The organism is Streptomyces sp. PR69 (assembly GCF_026420845.1).
In the GTDB taxonomy this organism is placed as follows: Bacteria; Actinomycetota; Actinomycetes; order Streptomycetales; family Streptomycetaceae; genus Streptomyces.
This window is the reverse complement of sequence record NZ_JAOWCB010000032.1, coordinates 1-23,987: the sequence shown is the minus strand read 5'-3', so window position 1 is coordinate 23,987 and position 23,987 is coordinate 1. Positions and strand designations below refer to the sequence as shown.

The 23,987-nt window shown below is 71.8% G+C and carries 26 protein-coding genes and 1 pseudogene; 18 read left to right on the top strand and 9 right to left on the bottom strand.

The window, feature by feature from the left end; all coding sequences use genetic code 11:
* Positions 1-46 precede the first annotated feature (46 nt).
* Together OF819_RS23945 and OF819_RS23940 are read left to right on the top strand one after the other, a co-directional pair.
* Positions 47-262 (top strand): hypothetical protein, encoded by a 216-nt coding sequence (locus OF819_RS23945; protein WP_267245694.1) that lies wholly within the window; start codon positions 47-49, stop codon positions 260-262.
* A gap of 82 nt (positions 263-344) precedes the next feature.
* A pseudogene (locus tag OF819_RS23940) lies at positions 345-973 on the top strand (hypothetical protein); the annotation flags it as partial.
* A 253-nt stretch (positions 974-1,226) separates the two neighbouring features.
* Here the strand turns inward: OF819_RS23940 and OF819_RS23935 are convergent.
* The 5 genes from OF819_RS23935 to OF819_RS29290 form a co-directional block, all read right to left on the bottom strand.
* The gene (locus OF819_RS23935) at positions 1,227-2,504 is read right to left on the bottom strand and encodes an RNA polymerase sigma factor (RefSeq protein ID WP_267245693.1); all 1,278 of its coding nucleotides are present in this window, start codon (positions 2,502-2,504) and stop codon (positions 1,227-1,229) included.
* Between the two features lie 299 nt (positions 2,505-2,803).
* Complete coding sequence (gene dnaG / locus OF819_RS23930; RefSeq protein WP_267245692.1) at positions 2,804-4,717, bottom strand: DNA primase; 1,914 nt, start codon at positions 4,715-4,717, stop codon at positions 2,804-2,806.
* Between the two features lie 69 nt (positions 4,718-4,786).
* Entirely contained in the window at positions 4,787-6,055 is a 1,269-nt protein-coding gene (locus OF819_RS23925) for an NAD(P)/FAD-dependent oxidoreductase (protein ID WP_267245691.1), read from the bottom strand.
* Between the two features lie 224 nt (positions 6,056-6,279).
* Positions 6,280-7,617, bottom strand: coding sequence for a deoxyguanosinetriphosphate triphosphohydrolase (locus tag OF819_RS23920; RefSeq protein WP_267245690.1), 1,338 nt, complete (start codon positions 7,615-7,617; stop codon positions 6,280-6,282).
* Positions 7,618-7,772: 155 nt separating this feature from the next.
* A complete protein-coding gene (locus OF819_RS29290; RefSeq protein WP_416370614.1) occupies positions 7,773-7,946 on the bottom strand; it encodes a hypothetical protein in 174 nt (57 codons plus the stop codon).
* A gap of 77 nt (positions 7,947-8,023) precedes the next feature.
* Between OF819_RS29290 and OF819_RS23910 the strand changes: the two genes are divergently transcribed.
* Complete coding sequence (locus OF819_RS23910) at positions 8,024-8,458, top strand: VOC family protein (RefSeq protein WP_267245689.1); 435 nt, start codon at positions 8,024-8,026, stop codon at positions 8,456-8,458.
* Positions 8,459-8,553: 95 nt separating this feature from the next.
* Here OF819_RS23910 and OF819_RS23905 read toward each other — a convergent pair whose 3' ends face one another.
* Positions 8,554-9,396: a sirohydrochlorin chelatase gene (locus OF819_RS23905; RefSeq protein ID WP_416370613.1), complete on the bottom strand. Its 843-nt coding sequence runs from the start codon at positions 9,394-9,396 to the stop codon at positions 8,554-8,556.
* 546 nt (positions 9,397-9,942) lie between these two features.
* Between OF819_RS23905 and OF819_RS23900 the strand changes: the two genes are divergently transcribed.
* A complete protein-coding gene (locus OF819_RS23900) occupies positions 9,943-10,524 on the top strand; it encodes a TIGR03086 family metal-binding protein (RefSeq protein WP_267245688.1) in 582 nt (193 codons plus the stop codon).
* A 204-nt stretch (positions 10,525-10,728) separates the two neighbouring features.
* Positions 10,729-13,134, top strand: coding sequence for a molybdopterin oxidoreductase family protein (locus OF819_RS23895; protein ID WP_267245687.1), 2,406 nt, complete (start codon positions 10,729-10,731; stop codon positions 13,132-13,134).
* Between the two features lie 80 nt (positions 13,135-13,214).
* Here OF819_RS23895 and OF819_RS23890 read toward each other — a convergent pair whose 3' ends face one another.
* From OF819_RS23890 to OF819_RS23880, 3 genes are all read right to left on the bottom strand, one after another.
* A complete protein-coding gene (locus OF819_RS23890; RefSeq protein WP_267245686.1) occupies positions 13,215-13,688 on the bottom strand; it encodes a gamma-glutamylcyclotransferase family protein in 474 nt (157 codons plus the stop codon).
* On the bottom strand, positions 13,685-14,026 hold the full coding sequence (gene cutA, locus OF819_RS23885) for a divalent-cation tolerance protein CutA (RefSeq protein WP_267245685.1): 342 nt from the start codon (positions 14,024-14,026) through the stop codon (positions 13,685-13,687). The genes OF819_RS23890 and cutA overlap by 4 nt, the downstream gene beginning before the upstream one ends.
* 329 nt (positions 14,027-14,355) lie before the next feature.
* A complete protein-coding gene (locus OF819_RS23880) occupies positions 14,356-14,991 on the bottom strand; it encodes an NADPH-dependent FMN reductase (protein WP_267245684.1) in 636 nt (211 codons plus the stop codon).
* A gap of 53 nt (positions 14,992-15,044) precedes the next feature.
* Between OF819_RS23880 and soxR the strand changes: the two genes are divergently transcribed.
* The 13 genes from soxR (at position 15,045) to OF819_RS23815 (ending at position 23,978) form a co-directional block, all read left to right on the top strand.
* Positions 15,045-15,500 carry a redox-sensitive transcriptional activator SoxR gene (gene soxR / locus OF819_RS23875; protein WP_267245683.1) on the top strand — a complete coding sequence of 152 codons (456 nt, stop codon included), beginning with the start codon at positions 15,045-15,047 and terminating at the stop codon, positions 15,498-15,500.
* A gap of 11 nt (positions 15,501-15,511) precedes the next feature.
* On the top strand, positions 15,512-15,667 hold the full coding sequence (locus OF819_RS23870; protein WP_267245682.1) for a hypothetical protein: 156 nt from the start codon (positions 15,512-15,514) through the stop codon (positions 15,665-15,667).
* Positions 15,668-15,893: 226 nt separating this feature from the next.
* The gene (locus tag OF819_RS23865; RefSeq protein ID WP_267245681.1) at positions 15,894-16,475 is read left to right on the top strand and encodes a hypothetical protein; all 582 of its coding nucleotides are present in this window, start codon (positions 15,894-15,896) and stop codon (positions 16,473-16,475) included.
* Positions 16,476-16,637: 162 nt separating this feature from the next.
* Positions 16,638-17,243: a class F sortase gene (locus OF819_RS23860; protein WP_267245728.1), complete on the top strand. Its 606-nt coding sequence runs from the start codon at positions 16,638-16,640 to the stop codon at positions 17,241-17,243.
* Positions 17,244-17,631: 388 nt separating this feature from the next.
* A complete protein-coding gene (locus OF819_RS23855) occupies positions 17,632-18,888 on the top strand; it encodes a helix-turn-helix domain-containing protein (RefSeq protein WP_267245680.1) in 1,257 nt (418 codons plus the stop codon).
* Between the two features lie 136 nt (positions 18,889-19,024).
* A complete protein-coding gene (locus OF819_RS23850; protein ID WP_267245679.1) occupies positions 19,025-19,408 on the top strand; it encodes a hypothetical protein in 384 nt (127 codons plus the stop codon).
* Positions 19,409-19,605: 197 nt separating this feature from the next.
* Entirely contained in the window at positions 19,606-19,743 is a 138-nt protein-coding gene (locus OF819_RS23845) for a hypothetical protein (RefSeq protein WP_267245678.1), read from the top strand.
* On the top strand, positions 19,740-19,940 hold the full coding sequence (locus OF819_RS23840) for a hypothetical protein (RefSeq protein ID WP_267245677.1): 201 nt from the start codon (positions 19,740-19,742) through the stop codon (positions 19,938-19,940). The genes OF819_RS23845 and OF819_RS23840 overlap by 4 nt, the downstream gene beginning before the upstream one ends.
* The gene (locus tag OF819_RS23835; protein WP_267245676.1) at positions 19,937-20,299 is read left to right on the top strand and encodes a DUF6415 family natural product biosynthesis protein; all 363 of its coding nucleotides are present in this window, start codon (positions 19,937-19,939) and stop codon (positions 20,297-20,299) included. Before OF819_RS23840 ends, OF819_RS23835 begins: the two co-directional genes overlap by 4 nt.
* Positions 20,300-20,554: 255 nt before the next feature.
* On the top strand, positions 20,555-20,680 hold the full coding sequence (locus OF819_RS23830; RefSeq protein WP_267245675.1) for a hypothetical protein: 126 nt from the start codon (positions 20,555-20,557) through the stop codon (positions 20,678-20,680).
* A 160-nt stretch (positions 20,681-20,840) separates the two neighbouring features.
* Positions 20,841-22,091, top strand: a complete 1,251-nt coding sequence (locus tag OF819_RS23825; RefSeq protein WP_267245674.1) for a TfuA-like protein — start codon at positions 20,841-20,843, stop codon at positions 22,089-22,091.
* The gene (locus OF819_RS23820; RefSeq protein ID WP_267245673.1) at positions 22,078-23,214 is read left to right on the top strand and encodes a YcaO-like family protein; all 1,137 of its coding nucleotides are present in this window, start codon (positions 22,078-22,080) and stop codon (positions 23,212-23,214) included. Before OF819_RS23825 ends, OF819_RS23820 begins: the two co-directional genes overlap by 14 nt.
* Positions 23,211-23,978 (top strand): class I SAM-dependent methyltransferase, encoded by a 768-nt coding sequence (locus tag OF819_RS23815; RefSeq protein ID WP_267245672.1) that lies wholly within the window; start codon positions 23,211-23,213, stop codon positions 23,976-23,978. The genes OF819_RS23820 and OF819_RS23815 overlap by 4 nt, the downstream gene beginning before the upstream one ends.
* The last annotated feature ends 9 nt before the right edge of the window (positions 23,979-23,987 follow it).

Sequence of the window (23,987 nt, the reverse complement as noted above, 5' to 3'; positions counted from 1 at the left end):
GACGTACTTTGTTCGGGTCGGAACATCGGACGGGGAGGTACGGGGGATGGCGGAGAAGAACCACTCGGACGACGGCTCGGCCGAGGGGGCGCGCGGCAGCGCGATGGCGGTCGGGCTGTCGCTGGGCGTGGCGGTGGGCCTGTCCCTGGGTGTGGCGCTGGACGACAGCCTGCTGGGGCTCAGCCTCGGCATGGGACTGGGCGTCGCCTTCGGCGCGGCCGTGGACGCGCGCCGGAAGAAGTCCGATTCCGACGACAGCTGACGGCACGGGGCGGCCCGCCGGGGAGCCAAACCCTGGGGGCGACCAGGGCGACACTTCCCAGAACCCGGCTCCCGTCGAGCCCACCGTGTTACGACTGCCCTCCGTGCTGGCGGGTGCGGCGGGAGCGGCATGTGCAGCGGAACTCGGTCGGCGGCTTTCCGGGAATCCGGTGGGCCTGGGCGGAGGCATGGCGTTCGGGCTGCTTCCCGCCGTGCAGTTCTACCTTCAGGAGGGCCGTCCGTACGCCCTGGTGGCGGCGGGCGCCGGGCTCTCGACGCTGCTGCTCGTGGCGATGCTGCAGGGGGGACGGAACCAGTGGACGATGTCCTGGCAGCTGCGGCGCAGGTGGAGCGGTTGAAGAAGTCCGGGGACGCCGTGCTGTTCGTCCCGGCAGCGCGGCGGGACACCAAGCTGGTCTCCCCGCACGCGTTCACGGGCCTGCAGGACATCGCCCTGGAGGAGACGCCGGAACGTTCCGGAACGCTGAAGGGAGTGGAGTGGGATGCCGCGCGTATCCGGACTGAGATGCTGGCCCGGCAGCGCATCCTGCTCGTCACCGACGCAGAAGACACGTCGAAGCCGGCGAGTTCGGCGCGGGACAGGATCAAAATCTCCACGCTTCGGGAGTACTTCCGACCGGTGGCCGATGAGCAAGTCCGCGGCCGGAGAGTGACCGTGTACGAGAGACGCACGCCCGGCCGGCCGTCGTGACCTCGGGCCTCAGGGCCGTGCGCGATTCGGTGGCAGCGGGCGTGGCTCCTCCGGGCCCTGACCGACCGACGGCCGACGGCACTCTCAAGGGCCGACCGCCGAGGACAGGCGGCGAACTGGACAGCCGCCCTCGCGCCGCGCGGGAGACGAGGAACACCCGCGCGGCCCGCTCCCTTGCGTGCCGCTCAACCGCTTAGCGCCCGCCGGTACTGGACCTGCTTGACGTGGAAAGTCCCAGATCAGAGGACTTGACCTAGTCCAGGTAGCCGCGGAGCTGGTCGGCGAAGGCGTGGTCGCGCAGCTTGCTGAGGGTCTTGGACTCGATCTGGCGGATGCGCTCGCGGGTCACGCCGAAGAGCCTGCCGATCTCCTCCAGCGTGCGGGGACGGCCGTCCGCCAGCCCGTACCGGAGCTGCACCACCTTGCGCTCCCGCTCGCCGAGCGTGGACAGCACGGCGTCCAGATGCTGGCGCAGCAGCAGGAAGGCGGCCGATTCGACGGGGGACGCGGCGTCGCCGTCCTCGATGAGGTCGCCGAGGGCGACGTCCTCCTCCTCGCCGACGGGCGCGTGCAGCGAGATCGGCTCCTGGGCGAGCCGCAGCACCTCGCTGACCCGCTCGGGCGGCAGGTCCAGCTGGGCCGCGACCTCCTCGGGCGTGGGCTCGTAGCCCCGCTCCTGGAGCATCCGGCGCTGCACCCGCACCACACGGTTGATCAGCTCGACGACATGGACGGGTACGCGAATGGTCCGCGCCTGGTCGGCGAGGGCGCGGGACATGGCCTGGCGTATCCACCACGTCGCGTAGGTGGAGAACTTGTAGCCGCGCGCGTAGTCGAACTTCTCAACGGCCCTGATCAGACCGAGGTTTCCCTCCTGGACCAGGTCCAGCATCGTCAGCCCGCGGCCGATGTAGCGCTTGGCGACGGACACGACGAGCCGGAGGTTCGCCTCGATCAGGCGGCGCTTGGCCATCCGGCCCATGACGACGAGCCGGTCGAGGTCGAGGGCGAGCCGGGTGTCCAGGTCGGGGGTGCTGACCAGCTTCTCCTCGGCGAACAGGCCCGCCTCGACACGGCGGGCGAGCTCCACCTCCTCGGCGGCGGTGAGCAGCGGTATCCTCCCGATCTCCCGCAGATACTGGCGGAAGAGGTCGGAGGACGGCCCGCCGCCGTCGATGCGGCCGACCGGCGTCTCCAGCGGTTCCGCCCGCTCCGGCTGCGGCTCCGGCTGCTCGTGCGCCGACTGCTCCTGCGCCGGGGGCGCACCGACGGATGCGGCGGGCGGGCCCTCCGGGTGCCGGACCGCCCGGCTCTGCGGGGGGACCTGCGCGATGAGATCAGTCTCGGTCTCGGTCAGGGTCTGGGTCTGCACGGGGGCGACCTCCAGGGTGATCGCTGCCGGTTCGGGGGCGTGCGGCAGCGGAACGGCGGCGGCCGCGTCGCCGCCTTCCGTCCCGTACGCGATGAGCGGATCCGCGGGGGTGTCTGGCCTGCCATCGCCAGCCCGGCCGCGCTCCGAGGACTCAGGCACCGCACCTCAGTGTGGGGTACGACACATCACTGCCACGAGGGGCGTGCGGTGACTTTTTGAGTCCTGTGCGTGACCGGATGGTTACCGAGGGGGCGTCTTTCCCTCCCCTCCCCTTCCCGAAACTGGGGGCAGGCCCCCAGACCCCCGGTACGGCCTTCGGCCGTGTCCTCAATCGCCGGACGGGCTGGATTCTCCAGCCTCGCCGACGCCAGAAACCCAGCCCCGCCGGCGATTGAGGCGCGGGGTCTGGGGCGGAGCCCGGTTCGGGAGGGGGCTGGGGGCGGAGTCCCCAGGAGAAGCTAGAGCGCCGCCGCGCCGTGGGTGCGCAGGGACTGGCCGTACTGCTGGAGCACCCACAACTCCTTCTGCACGGCGGACAGCTGCTCCGGGTCCGCGTGGGACCCCAGGCGGGCCAGGGTCCCCTGGATGTCCTGCACGCGGCGGTCGACGGCGCGCAGGCGGACCTGGACGAGCTGGACGCCCGCGTAGATCTCGTCGACCGTCTTGGCGTGGACGGCCTCCACGGCGAGCTCGGTGACCAGGGCGCGCACGGTGTCGTCCGGCGCCGCCTCGCGGACGCGGGCCAGATAGTCGGTGACGTCCGCCGCGCCCTGTTCCGCGCCGCCCGCGTCCTCGATGGTCTGGCGGACCGCGGCGTACGGCGGGGCGGTGAACTCGTCGACGCCGTAGGCGTCGAAGGCCGGGGAGACCAGCTCGGGGTGCTGAAGGGCGAGTTTGAGCAGTTCGCGCTCGGTTCGGTGGACGGGGTTGCGGAGGTTGAGCGCGGGGCCGGAGAAGCCGGAGGCGGTCCGCGGGCCGGCGGCGGCGTACGGGGCGGCGGGCCGCGTCTGCGGGCCCCCGGCGGGCCCCCGGCCGCCGCGGTCGCGCGCCCAGCGGGCGAGCTGGGCGACGCGCTTGACGACGAACTGGGTGTCGAGGATGCCCAGCATCCCGGCGAGCTGCACGGCCGACTCATGCTGGATGGCGACGTTCTTGATGCCCGCCACGATCGGCGCGGCCTCGTCGAGCGCGGCGGCCCGCCCGGCCGGGGTCTCCAGATTGTGCCGGGCGACGACATGGCGGATCGCGAACTCGAAGAGCGGGGTGCGGGATTCGACGAGCTTCGCCACCGCGTCGTCGCCTTCGGCGAGCCGCAGCTCGCAGGGGTCCATGCCGCCGGGCGTGATGGCGATCGACGTCTCCGCGGCGAACTTCTGGTCGTCCTCGAAGGCGCGCAGCGCGGCCTTCTGGCCGGCCGCGTCCCCGTCGAAGGTGAAGATGACCTCGGCGGTGGCGTTGTCCATCAGCAGCCGCCGCAGGATCTTGATGTGATCGCCGCCGAAGGCCGTGCCACAGGTGGCGATCGCGGTGGTGACGCCCGCGAGATGGCAGGCCATGACGTCGGTGTAGCCCTCGACGACCACCGCGGAACTGGTCCTGGCGATCTCCTTCTTCGCCAGGTCGATCCCGTACAGCACCTGGGACTTCTTGTAGATCGCGGTCTCAGGGGTGTTCAGATACTTCGGCCCGTTGTCGTCCTCGCGCAGCTTGCGCGCGCCGAAGCCGACGACATCGCCGGTGATGTCGCGGATCGGCCACATCAGCCGGCCGCGGAAGCGGTCGATGGGGCCGCGGCGGCCGTCCTGGGAGAGCCCGGAGAGGATCAGCTCCTTGTCGGTGAAGCCCTTGCCGCGCAGATAGCGGGTGAGGTGGTCCCAGCCGGCCGGGCTGTAGCCGATGGAGAAGTGCTGGGCGGCGCTCTGGTCGAAGCCGCGCTCGGCGAGGAAGACCCGGCCCGTTTCCGCCTCGGGGCCGTCCAGCTGCTCGGCGTAGAACTGCGCGGCGATCTTGTGCGCCTCGATCAGCCGGATGCGCTCGCCGCGCTGGTGGGAGGGGTTGTAGCCGCCCTCCTCGTAGCGCAGGGTGATGCCCGCGCGCGCGGCGAGCCGCTCGACCGTCTCCGAGAAGGACAGATGGTCGATCTTCATCACGAAGGCGATGGTGTCGCCGCCTTCCTGGCAGCCGAAGCAGTGGAAGAGTCCCTTGCTCGGGCTGACCTGGAAGGAGGGCGACTTCTCGTCATGGAAGGGGCACAGCCCCTTGAGGTTGCCGCCGCCCGCGTTGCGCAGCTGGAGGTACTCGGACACGACGGCGTCGATCGGGACCGCGTCCCGCACCGCCTTCACATCGTCGTCGTTGATCCTGCCTGCCACGCGTGGATTCTACGGGGCGGGTGAGGGCGCCCGGGGCGTGAGGGCCGCGGGCGGTTGCCGGATCAGGCGCTACGGGGCGTCGAGATGGGCGCTGAGCGGGGTGCCCGGGTCCGCCAGGGCCTCGGGGTCCACGGGCGTTCCGCTGCGGATCAGCTCCTGAATCGGGTCGGTGACATCCCACACATTGACGTTCATCCCGGCCAGCACCCGGCGGTCCTTCAGCCAGAAGGCGATGAACTCCCGCTTGGCCGCGTCCCCGCGCAGCACGACCTGGTCGTAGCTGCCCGGGGGCGCCCAGCCCGAGTACTCCATGCCCAGGTCGTACTGGTCGGAGAAGAAGTACGGGACGCGGTCGTACATCACGTCCTTGCCGAGCATGGCGCGGGCGGCGGCCGGGCCGCCGTTCAGCGCGTTCGCCCAGTGCTCGACGCGCAGCCGGAGGTCGAGAAGCGGGTGGTGCTGCGCGGCGACGTCCCCGGCGGCGTAGATGTCGGGGTCGGAGGTGCGCAGGGAGGCGTCGACGGCGATGCCGCCGCCGTGCGCCCGGTCCACCAGCGCGAGCCCGGCGGCCTCGGCGAGCGCGGTGCGCGGGGCCGCGCCGATGGCGGCGAGGACATGGTGGGCGGGGTGCTCCTCGCCGTCGTCGGTGCGGGCGGCGAGAACGACGCCGTCCTGGCCGGTGATCTCGGTGAGGCGGACGCCGAAGCGGAAGCGGACCCCGTGCTCACGGTGCAGCTCGGTGAAAACCTGGCCCACTTCGGGGCCGATGACCTGGTGGAGTGGGGTCGGCTCGGGCTCGACGACGGTCACCTCGGCGCCGTAGCCGCGGGCGGCCGCGGCGACCTCCAGGCCGATCCAGCCGGCGCCCGCGATGAGGAGGTGGCCGTTGTCCCGGCCCAGGGCGGCCAGCACCCGGCTGAGCCGGTCGGCGTGGGCGAGGCGGCGCAGATGGTGGACGCCCGCGAGGTCGGTGCCGGGGATGTCCAGCCGGCGGGGCTCGGCGCCGGTGGCGAGGAGCAGTTTGTCGTACTGGATGACGGCGCCGTCGCCCAGGTGCACGGCCTTGGCGTCGCGCTCGACGGCGACGACGGACTGGCCGAGGTGCAGTTCGATCTCGGCCTGTGCATACCAGGCCGGCTCATGGACGAAGACGCTGTCCCGTTCCTCCTTGCCCATCAGATAGCCCTTGGACAGGGGCGGGCGTTCGTAGGGGTGGTCGCGTTCGTCGCCGATGAGGATCACTCGTCCGGTGAACCCTTCGGCGCGGAGGGTCTCGGCGGCCTTGGCCCCCGCGAGTCCACCGCCGACGATGACGAATGTCCGATGTGCGTCGACCACGTGATGCCTCCTCGTTGCTTCCACGCTGCGCAGCCTTAAGCGAGCGTCCCGCACGGAGCGTGATGACGAAAGAGGGAGTGCCTCCCTGGCGTGTCATCGCGGGTGGGCCGGACGCGCGGGAGCCGCGGGCGACGGCTCAGCGGCGGCCCGGCACAGCCCGGCTGCCCCGGTGACCCCCGCGGCCCGGCGGCCCGGCGGCCCGGTAGCCCCTGCGGCCCGGCGGCTCAGCGACGGGCGGTGAGCCGTGTGTGGAGCGTACGGGCGGAGGCGTCGGTCAGGGACGCGATCTGGTCGACCACCACCCGCTTGCGTGACCGGTCGTCCGCCGCGGCGTCGAACAGCGCCCGGAACTGCGGCTCCAGCCCTTCGGGCGCGCGCGCCGTCAGGGCGTCGGCCAGCTCGGCGAGCACGATCCGCTGATCGGCGCGGAGCGCCTCCTGCTCGGCGCGCTGCATCACATAACGGTCGGCGACGGCCTTGAGCACCGCGCACTCGTGGCGCGCCGCGCGGGGCACGACCAGCTCGGCCGCGTACCGGGTGAGCCGGCCGGGGCCGTAAGCCTGGCGGGTCGCGGCCTCGGCGGCCAGACAGAAACGGCCGATGAGCTGGCTCGTGGCGTCTTTGAGCCGGGCCTGGGCGACGGCCGAGCCGTCGTAGTGGTGCGGCCACCACTCCTGGTCGATGAGCCGGTCGAGGGCCTCGGCCAGCTCCTGGGGATCGGTGCCGGCGGGGACGTAACGGCCGATCGCCACCGCCCAGATGGCGCTGCGCTCCTGTTCGGACAGCAGGCAGTTGGGGTCGATGTGCCCGGCGTGCAGCCCGTCCTCGAAGTCGTGCACGGAGTAGGCCACATCGTCGGACCAGTCCATCACCTGCGCCTCGAAGCAGGTGCGGTGGCCGGGTGCGCCGTCGCGCGCCCAGGCGAAGACCGGCCGGTCATCCTCGTACACCCCGAATTTCACCGAGGCGGGGTCCGTGGGGTGTCCGCCGCGCGGCCAGGGGTACTTCGTGGCGGCGTCCAGGGTGGCGCGGGTCAGATTCAGCCCCACGCTGACCAGCTCGCCGCGGTCTCCCCCACCGGGAGCGGGCGCGGGCGCGAACCGCTTGGGCTCGATGCGGGTGAGCAGCCGCAGCGACTGGGCGTTGCCCTCGAAGCCGCCGATGTCCTTGGCGAAGTCATTGAGGGTCTGCTCGCCGTTGTGCCCGAAGGGCGGATGCCCCAGGTCGTGCGCGAGGCACGCCGCCTCGACCAGATCCGGATCACAGCCGAGGGCCGCGCCGAGCTCCCGGCCGACCTGGGCGCACTCCAGCGAGTGGGTGAGCCGGGTGCGGGGGCTGGCGTCCCACGCCTGGGAGCGTGAGCCGGGCGTCACCACCTGCGTCTTCCCGGCGAGCCTGCGCAGCGCGGAGGAGTGCAGCACCCGCGCCCGGTCACGCTGAAAAGCCGTCCGCCCCGGCCGTTTGTCGGGCTCAGCGGCCCAGCGCTCGGCGGCCGCCTCGTCGTATCCGTCCGGCTCGGGGGCGGTGTGGTGGGGGGAGCTGGTCGCGATGGTGCCTGCCATGCACCGAAGGTAACCGGAAGCGGTGACATCGTGGCCGCGCGGGGTCCCGATCCGGACCCGCCTGCCGGGGGCTCCGCCCCCGGACCCCCGCGCCTCAAACGCCGGCGAGGCTGATTTGAGCTGGCCTCCAGGGCGCAAGGGAAGGGGTGGGGGAATCACCCGCCGGTCTGTGCGGCCAGCGCCGCGCAGAGCCAGTCGTGCGCGGCGCCCGGCGTCGGCTCCGGCGGCCCTCCGCACGGCGGGGCGGTCACCTCGGCGACCAGCGCAGTCGAGCGCCCCGCCCTGCCGCGGCGGCCGCCCGGCCCGCAGTTCGACGGCGGTCTAGTCATGCGCCTCCGCGAGACCGCACCGGTCTAGGCCGCGTTCCGGGGGTCTTTGCCAGAGGCTCCGCTGTTAGGGTGCGCCGATGTCATCGATCAAGCAGTTCCAAGTCACCTTCGACTGCGCAGAACCCGCGCGGCTCGCCGGTTTCTGGTGCGAGGTGCTGGGGTACGTCGTACCGCCGGTCCCCAAGGGGTTCGCCACCTGGGAGGACTGCCACCGCTCGCTGCCGCCCGAAGATCAGGTCACCTACTTCGCATGCAGCGATCCCTCGGGTGCGGGCCCGCGCCTGCTCTTCCAGCGCGTTCCCGAAGGGAAGATCGTCAAGAATCGAGTACATCTCTGCGTGCGGGCCGGCGCCGGACTCGTGGGGGAAGAGCGCCTCGCCACGCTGAAGGCCGAATGCGCCCGACTGGTCGCGCTCGGCGCGGTACACGTACGAACGATGCTTGCCGATGGCGAGAACGAGTCGTGCATCGTGATGCAGGACATTGAGGGCAACGAGTTCTGTCTCGACTGAGCAGACTGAGCAGACTGGGCATCCCAGCGGCCGGCTTCGACGCCCCGAAACGGCGGGGCGAGCTGGCCGCAGCGTCAAGTTCTGCGGGACGGCCCTCAGACGGCGACGAGGTGCGCTCGCGCACGGGCCCGCCGCGGGTGCGGTCCGGCCAGGGCGGCGTCGTAGCGGTGGAGGACCAGGCGGGCGAGGGCGGGATGCACGCCGAGGGGGGCCGCGGCGATCCATGGCGCGGCCGCGGCGCTGCGGGTGGCGAAGAGGCCGGGGGCGGTGAAGTAGGAGGCCACGGCGACGCGGTGGCGTCCGCGTGCGGTGAGCGCGCGGACGGCGGCCGGGACCGCGGGCGCGGCGGCGGAGGCGTAGGCGGCGACGACGGGGGTGTCGCCGAGACGTTCGCTGAGCAGCCGCGCGGTGCGGCGTACATCGGCGGCCGACTCGGGGTCGCGGGACCCGGCGGCGGCCAGTACGACCCCGGCACTGCGGGCGGCCCCGTCCTCCGGCCGCCAGCCGGCCTCGGTCAGCCGGTCGTACAGCGCTTCGACGAGCAGCGGGTGCGGTCCGAGCGGGGCCGCGATCCGCACATCCGTGCCGGGTATGCCCTCCAGGGCGGCCACGGCCCGCGGCAGGTCGTGCTTGACGTGGTAGCCGCGGCTGAGCAGCAGCGGCACCAGCACGGCCCGCGCCGGGCGACCGGGCCGGGACAGCCCGGCGAGGACGTCCGGCAGCAGGGGCTCATTCAGCTCGATGTGCCCGAGGCGGACGTCGAGCCCGGGCCGCAGCTCGCGGACCCGGTCGAGGAGCGCGCTGACGGTGGCGAAGGCACGCGGGTCACGGCTGCCGTGCGCGACGGCGACGAGCACGGGCCGCTCGGCCCCGCCGCTGCCGGGGCGGGGGCCGCGGGCGGTGTCGAGGACGGTGACGTCGGAGTCGTGGTAGGGCATGAGCGTGGGGTTCCGTTCAGTCTGACGTGTCTGAGCTGCGTGCCCAGCTGTGCGCTGACACGGTGGAGCAGCTGCGCCGCCGTATCGAAGGTTTCGGAGGAGTCGTCGGATACGACCGGATCGAGGGGCGTCGCAGGCTCCGTCATGAACCGATCCTGACCGCCCGAGGTTGCCGTGCCGTTGCATGGGGATGACGGGTGTTTTCCATGGGCTCACCGGTGGTTCTCCCGTGCTGTGCGGCCCGCTGTGCGCCCCGGCTCGCCACGCGCGTCGCGGGCGTGTGGCGGGCCGGGGCACTGGTCCGCCCCGCTGCTGGACGCCCGCGCGGCGAGGTCGCTGCCCCGGCGGGAGAACGCCTGCCTGCTCAGCCACCTCGGCCGCGCCTTCGCGGCCCTGGGAGACCGCGACGCTGAGCGGCCGGGGAAGCGGTGTTCCGGCCCGACCCCGTGTTTCTGGGAGCACGGGAGACCGGGGTGCGGGACGCGCTCGACGCGGCCGGGGGATGAAGGCTCGCGTACCGGGCAGAAGGCGGCCAGAGTGAGGCGTATGGACACCGACACATCAGCTCTGCTCGCCCGCCACTCCGAGGCGCTCGCGCTGTTCACCGAGCGGGTGCACGCCATCCGCGACGACCAGTGGGACGCCCCCACCCCGTGCACCGAGTGGTCCGTGCGCGATCTGGTCAACCACCTCACCGCCGAGCAGCTGTGGGTGCCGGACCTGGTCACCGACGGGGCGTCGATGGCGGACGTCGGGGACGCCTACGAAGGCGATGTGCTCGGCAAGCGGCCGCGCCACGCCTGGGACGCGGCCGCGCGGGCGGCGCGCAAGGCGTTCGCGGCCGAGGGCGCGCTCCGCGGCACGGTGCAGCTGTCGTACGGGGAGACCCCGACCTCGGCGTACTGCGCGCAGATGACGACGGACGCGATCGTGCACGCCTGGGATCTGTCCCGCGCCATCGGCGCGTCCGAGCGGCTGCCGGACGCCCTGGTCCACTTCGCGCTGGACGAGATCACTCCCTATGCGTCGGATCTGGCCAAGTCCGGGCTGTTCGCGCCGCCGATCGAGCCGCCGCCGGGCGACAGCGCGCAGTCGCGGCTGCTGGCGCTCACCGGTCGCCGGGGCTGAGCGCGGGCCGCCGGCACCGCGACCGGAGCTGAGCGCGGGCCGCCGGGCACCGCGACCGGGGCTGAGCCAGCGGGCGTCGGGCCCCCGGCGACCCGGCTGAGCAGGGCGCCCTCACGGTCGGCGGACACGTGGGCTGAGGCAGGCGTACCAGGGTCGTAATGCGCGGCATCCGGACATGTAACACAAGCGTTTCACGCTGGGGGCATGTCCGATGTCACCACCGCCGCCGACACCGCCACGCACTGCCCGTACTGCGCCCTGCAGTGTGGGATGAACCTCCGCGCCACCGGTGAGGCGGTCGAGGTGGTGGAGCGCCCCGACTTCCCCGTCAACCGGGGCGCGCTGTGCGGCAAGGGCCGCACGGCCCCCGCGCTGCTCTCCTCCCGGGTACGGCTGACCGAGCCCCTGGTCCGTCGCCCCGCCACAGGCAAGCTCGAACCGGCCACCTGGGAGGAGGCACTGCGGACGATCGCGGACGGGCTGCGGGGGGCCAGGACGGCGTACGGCCCCGACGCGGTCGGCGTCTTCGGCGGCGGCGGGCTGACCAATGAGAAGGCGTACACGCTGGGGAAGTTCGCACGGGTGGTGCTGGGCACCTCGCAGATCGACTACAACGGGCGCTTCTGCATGTCGTCGGCCGCGGCCGGGGGCATCCGCGCCTTCGGCGTGGACCGGGGGCTGCCGTTCCCGCTGGAGGACATCCCGCGCACCGGGTGCGTGATCCTCGTCGGTTCGAATCTGGCCGAGACGATGCCCCCGGCGCTGCGCTACCTCACCGAGCTGAAGGAGAACGGCGGCAAGCTGATCGTCATCGACCCCCGGCGGACGAAGACCGCCGAGCAGGCCGATCTGCATCTGTCCCCGCGCCCCGGCACGGACCTGGCGCTGGCGCTGGGACTGCTGCATCTGGCCGTCGCCGAGGGGCGTACGGACGAGGACTTCATCCGGGAGCGGACCAGCGGCTGGCCCGAGGCGCGGGCGGCGGCGATGGCGTACTGGCCGGAGCTGGTCGAGCGCATCACCGGGGTCGGCGTGCCGGAGCTGCGCGAGACGGTGCGCATGTTCTGCGACGCGCCGACCGGGATGGTGCTCACCGCGCGCGGGCCGGAGCAGCAGTCCAAGGGCACGGACACGGTCAGCGCCTGGATCAATCTGTGTCTGGCGACCGGGCGGGCCGGACGGCCGCTGTCCGGTTACGGCTGTCTGACCGGCCAGGGCAACGGCCAGGGCGGGCGTGAGCACGGGCAGAAGGCCGACCAGCTGCCGGGCTACCGGAAGCTGGACGACCCGGCGGCCCGCGCGCATGTGGCGCGGGTGTGGGGCGTGGAGCCGCAGACTCTGCCCGGGCCGGGGCGCAGTGCGTACGAGCTGCTGGACGCGCTGGGCCGGGATGTGCGCGCCCTGCTGCTGATGGCCTCCAACCCGGTGGTGTCCGCGCCGCGCGCCGCCCATGTGGAGGAACGGCTGAGGTCGCTGGACTTCCTGGCGGTGGCGGATGTGGTGCTGTCGGAGTCGGCGGCGCTCGCGGATGTGGTCCTTCCGGTCACCCAGTGGGCGGAGGAGACGGGCACCATGACCAATCTGGAGGGCCGGGTGCTGCTGCGCAGGCGCGCGGTCGATCCGCCGCCGGGGGTGCGCAGCGATCTGGAGGTGCTCAGCGCGCTGGCGGGTCTGCTCGGGTGCGAGAAGGGGTTCTCCACGGACCCGGAGGAGGTCTTCGACGAGCTGGGGCGGGCTTCGGCGGGCGGCGTCGCGGACTACTCGGGCATCACCTATGCGCGGATCGAGGCGGAGGACGGCGTGTTCTGGCCGTGCCCGGCGGAGCCCTCTGCGGCGCCCGCTGCGGGGGGCGCTGCGGCAGCGGAGCCTGCCGGGGCTGCCGTGGACGACGCGCGGGTCGCCGTGCCCCGAGTGCCGCGGGCCGGCGCCGACAGCGCGGGGAGGACCCCGGACGGGGGCCGGGGTCCCGCCACGGGCCCGGCGGAGCTCGGCGCAGGCGTGGGCGCGGAGCCCGGCGCAGGCATGGGCGGCGCAGGCATGGGCGGCGCGGGCGGCGCAGGCGTGAGCGCGGAGCCCGGCGTGGGCGGCGCGGGCGCGGAGCCCGGCGCAGGCATGGGCGGCGCAGGCGGTACGAGCCACGGGCCGCATCCCGGCACCCCGCGGCTGTTCCTGGAACGGTTCGCCACGCCCGACGGGCGGGCGCGGTTCACAGCGGTCGGGCACCGGGACGCCGGGGAGAGCGTCGACGAGGAGTATCCCGTGCTGCTGACGACCGGCCGGGTGGTGTCCCAGTACCAGTCGGGCGCGCAGACCCGCCGGGTCGAGGAGCTGACCGCCGCCGCGCCGGGGCCGTTCGTCGAACTGCATCCGAAGCTCGCGGAGCGCATCGGCGCCGCCGAGGGGGACGCCCTCGCCGTGGTGTCACGGCGAGGGCGGGCGGTCGGGCCCGCGCGGATCACCCGCGGTATCCGGCCGGATGTGGTCTTTATGCCGTTCCACTGGCCGGGCGAGGGCCGCGTCAACTCGGTCACGAACCCCGCGCTCGACCCGGTCTCCCGTATGCCGGAGTTCAAGGTGTGCGCGGTGCGGGTGGAGCTGGCGGAGTCCTGAGCCGTTGACCGCGCGCGCGGACCCGCGGTCAACGGGTCGCCGTCGAGCCTGGCCGCGGCAGACGAGCCCGGGCCCGCGGGTCAGCGGCCGGAGGCGGTGCTCCAGTCGCCGCCCGTGATCAGCACGCCGGAGGCCCGGAGCCGCTCGGCCAGCGGCGGGGCGGCGAGGTACACCCAGGCGCGTGCGGCCGTGCCGTCGCGGCGGACGACGTCGCGGACCACCCGCTCGTACAGATTGCGGGGGTGTCCGGGCGCGATGTACTCCTCCAGCCGGTCGAGCACGGCGAGCAGCCGCGCGTACTCCCCCGGCGCCGCCGTCACCAGCTCGCCCGCCACCTGCCCGCAGGCCGGGTCCATGGCCGGGTCCATGGCCGGGTCCGGGGCCTCGACCGCGTACGGATAGCCGGGGCCCTCGTACAGCTGCGCGCCCACGAGCCGGGCGGGCTCCTCGGCCGCCGTGCGGCCGGCGAGGAACAGATCGTGGTTGCGCTCGCCGGGGCGCAGGGTGCCGTAGACGAAGAACGGCAGCTCCGGGCTGCCGGGCGGGGCCGTCACAGGGCGGCGGTCTCCGCGGCGACCCACTCCAGGTAGGCCGTGCCGCCCCGCACCACCGGGGTCGCGATGACCTCCGGGGTGTCGTAGTCGTGCGCGGCGATCAGATGGGCTTCGAGCGCCTCGTAGCGATGCCGGGTCGTCTTGAACAGGATCTGCCACTCCTGCGCGGTCTCGATCGCGCCGTTCCAGCGGTAGACGGAGGTGACGGGGGCGGAGATCTGGGCGCAGGCGGCGAGCCGCGCCTCCACCGCGCCGCGCGCCAGCGACTCGGCCTTCTCGGCGCTGTCGGTCGTGGTCAACACGGTCAGCACGGTCACAGCGTTCGCATCCAGGCTCACTCGGCGGGCTCCTTCGCTCGGTTTCACTCGGCTCACATACGACGGGACGAACATCACGGCCGGTCATGCCACCGTACGCACGGCTGTTACACAACCTCCCGGTATCCGTGATGATCTCTGCCTACCGTCTACTCAGTCCATGCCCGCCCCGCACTCCTCTCTGGCCCGCCCTCCATGACGCCACGTGCGAGCTATCTCCTCTGGGCCCTGACCACGGTCACGGCCGTGGTCGGCGTGCTCGTGCTCGGTGGGTGAGCCGAGCACGCCGGACCGGCGTCGGCAGTCGCTGATGCGGCTTTGCGGGCTGCGCGGCTGCGCGGCTATGCGGACTATGCGGCGTAGGGGCGGACCGCTTTGGCGTCCCGCAGGGTCCGCGCCCACCAGGACAGCTGGTCGAGCATGCTCTTCGCCGCGCCGTTCGCGGCGTCGGCGGCGATCGGGTCCTTGTGGCCCCCGGCGTCGTCGAACTGCGCGCCCGCGTTGTGGAAGGAGACCGTGTCGCGGACGGTGACGGCGTGCAGTTCGGCGAAGACCTGGCGGAGCTGCTCGATGGCGCGCAGCCCGCCGGAGATGCCCCCGTACGAGACGAACCCGACGGGCTTGGCCTGCCATTCGCCGTAGTGCCAGTCGATGAGGGCCTTGAGGGACGCGGGGAAGGAGTGGTTGTACTCGGGGGTGACGACGACGAAGGCGTCGGCCCGGTCCAGGCGCGGCGAGACCTTGGCGAGCTCGGCGCGCACGGCCGGGCCGGGGTTGAAGGAGAGCGAGGTGGGCAGCTCGGCCTCGGCGACGTCGATGAGGTCCACGGTGAAATCCTCGCGCTGGGCCGCGCGGGAGAGGAACCACTCGGCCAGGACGGGGCCGAAGCGGCCCTCGCGATTGCTGCCGAGGATGACGGCGAGACGGAGCGGCTGCGGCCTCGACTCCGACCGCGTCGGCTGCTGCTGTTCTGCTGTGTAGTCCATGCGCACGAGGCTCGTACTTAAAGCGTGGTTGAGGTCAAGCTACGCTGGCCCGCATGACGCAACTCGCCTGGAACGCCAAGGAAGCCACGATCGGTGAACTGGCCGAGCGCAGCGGCGTCGCCCCGTCCGCGCTGCGCTTCTACGAACGCGAGGGCCTGATCGCCTCCCGCCGCACCACCGGCAACCAGCGCCGCTACAGCCGCGACACCCTGCGCCGGGTCGCCTTCATCCGCACCTCCCAGCGCCTGGGCATCCCGCTCGCCACGATCCGCGAGGTCCTGGCGCTGCTCCCGGACGACCGCACCCCGACCCGGGAGGACTGGGCCCGTATCTCGGAATGCTGGCGCGAGGACCTCGACACCCGCATCCGCACCCTCCAGCGGCTGCGGGACCACCTCACGGACTGCATCGGCTGCGGCTGCCTGTCCCTGGACAGCTGTGCGCTGTCCAACCCGAGCGACGAACTCGCCGAACAGGGTCCGGGGCCGCGGCGGCTGGTCGGAGACTGAGCATGCCCTGAATGGGCGAAGACAGCCGGGTTGACCCGTCCCCGAAGGGGTACCGCTCCCGTACCACGGTCCCCTTCGGGAAACCGCTGCACGTGCCCCCGCCGTTCGACTTCGACCTCGACACGACGGGCTTCCTGGGCACGGACGGCACTGCGGTCGAGGACTGAGGACTGAGGACTTACGGCAGCGTCCGTCACCCGTTCGGCACGGCGGGGCGAACCGCCCCTCTGATGGGCCATCACTCCGGGTATGACCTGCGGTGACGGTCGGCGTCCAGCGCGACACGCCGAAGCCTGGGCGGGGATCTGATGAGCTATCAGCAGGCGTGGGGCGCACGGGGCGCATTACCTCGGAAGGGATGGCATCGCACCGCCGCGCTTCCGGAGGAACACCATGCGCACCACCGCCCGCCTGCTGACCGGCGTCGCCTTCGCGGCCGCCTCGATCGGGGTCTGCGGACCCGGAGCGCACGCCGGGGAGAGAGATGCGCTGGAGGTGTTCCCGTCGTCCGCTTCGCCGGGCGAGAGCGTCACCGTGAACACCACCGCCTGCGGCAAGGGCGGGCGCGGCGTGGGCGAGGCGCGGAAGCTGGGCGTGCCGGAGTTCCTGCTGACCCCCGCCACCCACAAGGAGGTCGTCACCGGGAGTTTCACCGTGCCCCGCAAGGCCGAATCCGGGACTTACAAGATCTCCGTGAGCTGCGACAACGGCAAGAGCGCCGCCGGTGATCTGGTGGTGCACCACCGCGACGGGCGGGACCACCACACCCAGCCGACGCACCGCCCGCCGCACCTCCCGACCCATGCCCCCACCCATCACGGCATGCGGCCCAGCGGCCATGTCCACACCGGCGTCGGCGGCAGCGTGGGACCGGACTACCTCCAGATGGCGGCGGGCGGGGCCGTGATCGCCGGGGCCGCCGTCGCCGGGGCGCTGATGCTGCGCCGCCGGGCGAACGGCACACGGAACCACTGACCGCGTCGGGATCCGGCCGTGTCCACGCCCAAGGCAGCGCCCCGGACGTCCTCCGACGCCGCGTTTGACGCCACGTCCGGGACGGCATCCGGGACGGAGCCCGGGGCCGATGACGCCACCCGAAAGCGGAGCAGGGCCTGGGGCATAGCCATCGCCCTCGTCATGGGCGTCTGGCTGATCCAGAACGGCTCCGTGGACATCACCCCGCCCGTCCCCTCCGCCGAGCAGACCTTCGCCGCCGGTCCCGGCCTGCACGCCCAGTCGGCCGCCGATCCGCTGCCGCCCGCCGCGCCCATACAGCTGCGCATCCCCGCGATCGGCGTCGACACCCCGCTGATGCGGCTCGGCCTGGACAGGGGCGGCAGCCTGGAGGTCCCGCCCGCCGAGAACGGCAATCTCGCCGGCTGGTACCAGGACGGCACTCCCCCAGGCGCGAACGGCACCGCCGTCGTCGCCGGCCATGTCGACAACTCGCGGGGGCCCGCGGTCTTCTACCGCCTCGGCGCGCTAGGGAAGGGCGCCCTGATCGAGGTGATCCGCGCGGACGGCCGCACCGCCGTGTTCACCGTCGACGCGGTCGAGGTGTACGACGCCGAGGGCTTCCCCGACGACAAGGTGTACGGCCCCCGCGGCCGCGCCGAACTGCGGGTGATCACCTGCGGGGGCGCCTTCGACGAGAAGACCGGCTACCGGGGCAATGTGGTGGCGTACGCGCATCTGACCGGCGTCCGGGAACCGGGGGCGGCGGGGCGCGGCCGGGAGGTCTAGGACGAGTCCGGCGGATCGCGGTGCGGCCGGTTGGCTTCTCCCCTGCCCCTCCCCCTACGCGCTGGGGGCCCTCCGGCGGTGGGGACGTATTGGCGTGCACAGGGGTTGTGTGTTTCGGCCAGGGTGGCGCATTGTGGTCGGCATATCGCCCCTTCTGCCCCCGCAGAGGAGATAGTTCGCTGCGTTCTGCCGTCCTTCCGCGGCAGCGAGCGGCCAATACGCCCCGGCTGATCAAGTCGCCCAGGTCAGCTGGGGCGTCACTCGCGTGTGGCTCGTATTCGTCGCCGCCGCGCTGACAAACGTAACGGTCTTACGGTCCGGAGACCGTAAGACCGTTACCGTTACCCGAACTCTTCAGCAGGGGTACCGTTCCCAGTGGACGCTAGGAATGGAGACCAGTATGCCCCGCTGGAGTGACTACACCACAGGCGCACGCATCAAGATCCTTCGTGGCAAAGACATCCGGCAATCCGACCTCGCAGAGATGACCGGGCTGTCTCTGCCCACCATTCAGCAAGCCGAGCAGGACAAGCGGCTCACCCTCCAGACGCTCCTCCTGATCGCCGACGCCCTTCGGGTGGACACGTCCGTCATCCTCGGCCAGCAGGCCCCACGCCGGGCGATGGAACACGACGACCGGACAGTCATGCGCACCCTGTCCCAGACTGTCCACGACGTGGCCGCGGGCATCCTCCCCGACACCGTGACCGCGCCCAGCCTCGAGACCCTGACCGCCAGCAGCCAGCGCCTGTGGAAGCTGTATTGGAACGGGAAGTACGTCGAGGCAGGTTCACTTGCAGCGCCGCTGCTCGCCGAGACCGCGGCCCGGCTTCACGACCAGCCGGCCGACGAGCAGTCAGGGACATGGGGGCTGCTGGCAGACGGCTACCGGCTCGCCGCCTACGTGGCCAACCTCATGGGGTCCCGAGACCTCGCCTATGCCGCGATCGGGCACGCCCAGCACGCTGCCGCGAAGGCCGCCGACAGCCTGCGCACCGCACTCGTCATGTCCGGCAGGTCCTGGGTGTATCTCAGGGACGCCCGCCTGCCGGAAGCCCTTCGCCTGGCGGAGCAGGCGGCAACGGACATCGAACCACGCTTCTCCAAAGCCACCACCGGTGAACTCGTCGCCTACGGATCACACATCAACTTCGCCGCCGTGGTCGCGTCCAGGATGAAGGACAAGGAGAGGGTGAAGGACTACCTCTCCCAGTCCCACGCCACGGGTGCCCGCATGGGCAAGGAGGCGAGGGAACACGGCACGGTCTTCGGCCCGGTGACCGCGACGACGCAGGCAGTCGGCATCAACGTTGCACTCGGGCAGTCAGGCAAGGCCCTGTCGCTGATGAAGGACATCAACCCGGACCACGAAGCCGCGCTGTCCAGCGCCGCCCGCCACCGCTACGCCATGGACAAGGCCATGGCGCAAGCAGACGCGAAGATGTGGGACACCTCGCTGGACACTCTCGAATCGGCGCTGCTCGACGCCCCGGAATGGGCGCGCCACCAGGCTCTGCCATCGATCATCGTGCAGAAGGTCGGCAAGGCATCCACATCACGTCTGCGGCGTGTGTCGAAGCTGATCGGCGTGGCCGCCCCTGGCGCGGACAGCTTCCAGCCCGCCACAACCAGCACAGCCCTGTAACTCGTACGTCCCGCACGAGCAAAGCTAGTTGACCCTGCAACAGCCATACGCCCCGTACGACTGGCGAACTGACTAATCGTCAGAGTCGTACGGGGCGTTTCTTCATGCCCAACCGAGTCGGCGGGATCGTACCCGTATGACTCGCACCCATCAGCAGTGCATCAGACGAGCAACGCTCGCAGACGCCGCCAACGGCATCCTTCCTGATGCTCCCACCGGGGTGTCACGAATCCGAGTAGTCCTCTACGGACGGGCCGCGATCAGGCTCCGCGCCTACGCAGAGGCTCGGGACTGGACCGTCGTGGGCCACTTCGGTGCCGAATTCGCTTTGGGCACCGCCCTGGCCGACCAGCCGCTGTGGCCGAGCATCGCTGCGCTCTTCGAGGCGCACCGAGCCGAGGGCATCGTCACCGACCTCACTGCCAGCGAGGCCGACGTCGACGACTGGATCAAGCAGCGCGGCGCGTTCGTGGCACGCCTGATCCCCGCGGGTCACCACGAGACCCCGGCGACCGCCTGACACGGTCCCGGGGCATGGCCGACTAACGAGGAGTCGACATGCATTGCCTATCACACGCGCTCGCGTGGGTGAGAGCCGTTCTGCTGGGGCCCGCCGCGCCTGGACGGCACGCGCGCCCCAGCCCCGGCCAGTACACCCGTCAGCCGCACCGCCCGTCCCAGACGCCGCAGCACGGTCCGGGCAGTGCGCGGAGCTACGTGTCGCGGCCGCGTGCCGTGTCCCACGTCCTGGCGCACGAGGTGTATCTGGACTCCGGTGTGCTGGTGCGCCCCTATGTGCTGTCTTCGCGCGAACGGGCGGCGGCGCTGTCCCACCCCGGCGGGGTGATCGCATGACCGCATCGGCGCCGGTCCCCGTCCACCTGCCGGAGCCCAGCCCGCTCCCCCCAGCTGAGCCCGCGCCGGGATGCGGCGTGTGCGCCGCTCTGGTCAGGCAGCGCGCCGAAGCCCTCGCCGCCGGCGACCAGTCGAAAGCCCTCGACCTCAGCATCGAGATCCGCAACCACCCCCACAACCCCGGGAGTACCGCGTGAGCCCCGCCACGAGCCCGGCACGGCTCAACACCAAGGAGATGCGGGCGGACGCCCGGCAGCTGCTGGACTCCCCCGCAGACGGCCCGGCGCACGACGGGCTGAGCGAGCTGACGCTGCGGATGCGCGGGCACATCATGCGGCTCACCCCCGCCGTGGAGGACGCGATGGCCGCCCACCCGCACAACGACGACGTATGGGCGAACGCACTGGACAGCGTCGCACGGGCCGGATTCCGGCTTCTCGAGGAGCCCCCGAACAGCAGCCTCACCCAGGCCATCGCCTACGCACAGCGCCTCGCCCGCGCCCTAGTCGCCCTCACAGACGCCCTGACCCGCCTCGACCAGGCAAGGCACCCATGACGCGCCGCCGACCCGACAGCCACCCGCGGCGGCCACACACCATCCGCTGACCACCCGCACCACACCCAAAGCGACCGCAACGGGTTGAGCCTCGCGCGCAGGAGAACACCCGCCCCGGCCGGAGGACTGGGAAAACCCTGCCGGGGCGGGCAACGCCCCAGTGGGGCGTGGCTGGTGAGCGCAGAGCCAGCCGTGCAAAAGGTGCGGGCACCCGCCCGCGCCGTCACCACGAACACATGCAGAGAGGAGGAGCCCATGGAGTCGAAGTCCGACCGCGCCATCATGGCCGAGCCGGAGTGGCTGACGCAGCTGGATCTGGCAGAGATCGTGACGCCCGGCAGCGTCGTTCGCATCGAGGATGTGGAGGACGAGGGTCCGTGACCCGCATGTCCCGGCACTCTGCGGCATGACCGGCAGCGGGCCGTTCGCCCCGGCAGGTGTCGTGGACGTGTGCTGAATGCCGCGGCGCTGGACTCCCAGCACAGAGACCGGTGCCGCGGCTCCCTATCAACATCAACGACCGGCAGGCAGGAGCGCACTGGTGATTCACGTGTACGTCGGGCCGACGCTGCCTCGTCATGAGCCGCTGCTCACGGTCCCCGGAGTGCGGCTGCGTCCGCCCGTACGCCATGGCGACCTGTTCGATGAAGCGATCGCGGAGAGCGACACGGTAGTCCTCATCGATGGTGTCTATCACCAGGTGCCGGCCGTGCGGCATAAGGAGATCTTGGCCCTGATGAGCCGCGGCGTCCGGGTGGTGGGCGCGGCGAGTATCGGTGCTCTACGTGCTGCGGAGCTGTGCGATTTCGGGATGGTCGGTGTCGGCCGTGTCTTCGCCGCCTATGCGTGCGGTGATCTGGTGGGCGATGACGAGGTGGCCGTGGGACAGGAGCCCGGTGCGGAGATGAGGGCCCTGACCTGGCCGCTGGTGAATGTGCGGCACGTCCTTGGAGCGGCGGAGCGCGAGGGCGTGATGACAAACGTCATGGCCGTTCGGCTGCTGACCCTGCTGCGGGCGGTGTACTACCCGCAGCGCACGACGGCCGCGGTCCGGGCTGTCAGCCTCAGGTACGGGGCTGCGGACTTCGCGGCGTGGCTCGCAGAGCGGCGTCGAGCCGACCGGCACTTCGGGGATCTCAAGCGACTCGACGCCCTTGAAGCAGTCCAGACCGCCCTGGACGGCATCCCTTCAGCAGCGGGCTCGCTGTCCGAGGCGCGGCCCGAGACGTGCTATTACCGGCGATGGGCCAACCACTTCGAGACCGAGCGGGTGAACGGGCGAGAGGTGCCTACCCTGCACCGGCTTGCCTACCAGCAGATCTTCGATCCGCACTTTCCTGGCGTCTGGGATGACTACCTCGAGCATCTGTCTCGACATGCCGACTCTCCGGGGCAATCGGTGGCAGCCGAAGCGGCGGGGAAGATCTTCGTACCCGCGTGCATCCTGTTCCGGCCTCCGGTCGACCTGCGGGACAAGGGCCTGGTCCGGCGTCTGCTGACGCGTGAGACGGAGGCGGACCGGGCGGCCGTCGTGCGTTACCTGGCATGCAACGACCAGGCCGGTACTACCTGGGGCGCCTTCAGCGCCGAGGCCGTCGACGAACGGGCCACCCGCAGCACGCTGCTGCGGTTATGGCGGTGTGATCCGGATGAACTCGAAGGCGCAGCGGCTGCTCGCGGATTCCGCAGCGCCGCGCAGGCGGTGGGGTCGATGAAGCACTTCATGGCGGGACTTCTCCACGACCAGGCTGGGAAAATCGAGAGGGGGCCGACGAGCAGTGTGCTGCGGTGATGATCTCCTGGACGGCACGGAGCGTGCTCGGTGCCCCGAGGACACCTGGGCGGCGCTTGCTCCGCAGCTGCCACGGTTCGGGATCACGAGAGTTGCCCGTCTGACCGGACTCGACTATCTCGGCCTGCCGGTGTGGACGGCCATCCGGCCCGCTGCCGAAACCCTGGCCGCTTCCCAGGGCAAAGGGGCCACAGACCTGCTCGCGAAGATCTCGGCGGTGATGGAGGCGGTCGAGCTCTGGCACGCCGAACAGCCCATGACGCCCCTCTTCACTGTCCCCGCCTGTGACGTCGATCTGCCGTACCCGCTGGCGGCGCTGCCCGTGAGGGTGTGGCACGACGGCTTGACGGGCGTGGCGCTGGACTGGACGGCCGGCACAGGAGTGCGCAGTGGTCGGGCGGTGCCCCTCCCCATGGGCCTGGTGGAGCGATCTGCGAGCCAGCCGGTCTGGAAGCCGGACGTCTTCCGGCCCACCAGCACCGGCCTTGCCTGCGGCAACACCCGCGATGAAGCGCTGCTGCATGCCCTTTACGAAGTCATCGAACGCGACGCTCTGCATACAGACGAAGTGGCAGGCGGAGGACACCGCACCCTGATCACCCCGGAGTCCGTCACCGAGTCGTACAACCGCAGGCTTGTGCAGAGGCTGGCGGCCGCTCGTGTCGACGTGGAGCTGGCGGTGGTGGACAACGCCTACGGCCTGCCGGTGTGCCTCGCCTACATCTGGTCCGAGGATTACCCCGTCTGGTTCGCCGGTTCCGGATGTCACTCCAGCCCCCACATTGCTCTGGCCCGAGCCATCACCGAAGCCGCCCAGTCCCGCCTGACCTGCATTGCCGGGACACGCGACGACCTGCCCTCGCACGCGGTAGCCCTCGACGCCGCCATCCCTCACCCGCGCAAGGCGAAACGGTCGCGCCCTTGGGGCGAGCTGATGGAGCGGTACCGGCGGCGGCGTGGCCGCTTCGCCTCCGACGTCCACACCGTCGCGACGCGCATTGAGCGGGTCACCGGCTACGAGCCCATGTGTGTCGACCTCTCCGAACCCGACTCGCCGGTCGCGGCAGTCAAGGTCATCTGCCCCGGAGCGCGGTCCCGGACCGGGAGGGCGATTCCCCGATGACTCAGCTGTCAGCCGCCGAACAGGAACTTCAGCGATTGTTCGACGCCTTCCACGCGGCACGCGCCTCGTCGGACCTCGCCTTCCGGCTGTACGCCGAGGCGCTGGGCGACGCCCACGCTGAGGAAGTCGCCGCGTCCAGCTCCTGTGACTGGACGCTCCTGGGCACGCTCGTGAGCAGGCTGCGCCTGCGGCCCGGTCAGCTTCTCGTCGACATCGGCTGCGGCACTGGCGGGGTGGGACTGTGGCTGGCGCGCGCGCTCGCTGTACGCCTCATCGGCATCGACATCGCGCCCACTGCTGTAGACCTCGCCAGCGTCCGCAGGTCCCAGTTCGTGCCGCCCGAGCGTGCCCGCTTCCACGTGGGAACAGTGGAGGCAACCGGTCTCGCGGATCAGGAGGCACACGGCGCCGTCTGCGTGGACGCCATGAGCAACGCCCCCGACCGCGCCACCGCACTGGGAGAAGTACACCGCATCCTCGTCCCCGGTGGCCGCGCAGTCGTCACCCGCGCTGTACGCGGGAACCCTGGCCAGGCGTGGCACCAGGCCGAGGCCGCCGGGCTGGAGATCGAGCACATCGACGACCGACCCGAAGAACCCGCCATGTGGCGTCGCCTGTACGCACTGTGGATCAGACACGAAGCCGACCTCCGCCGCCAGCTCGGCGAGGACCAAGCACAGAACATGCTGCGCGAAGCACACCGGATGCTGCCCCGCCTCGACGGCAGACGCGCACTGGCCGTGACCCTCCGGCGGACGGAGTAGGCGCACTCA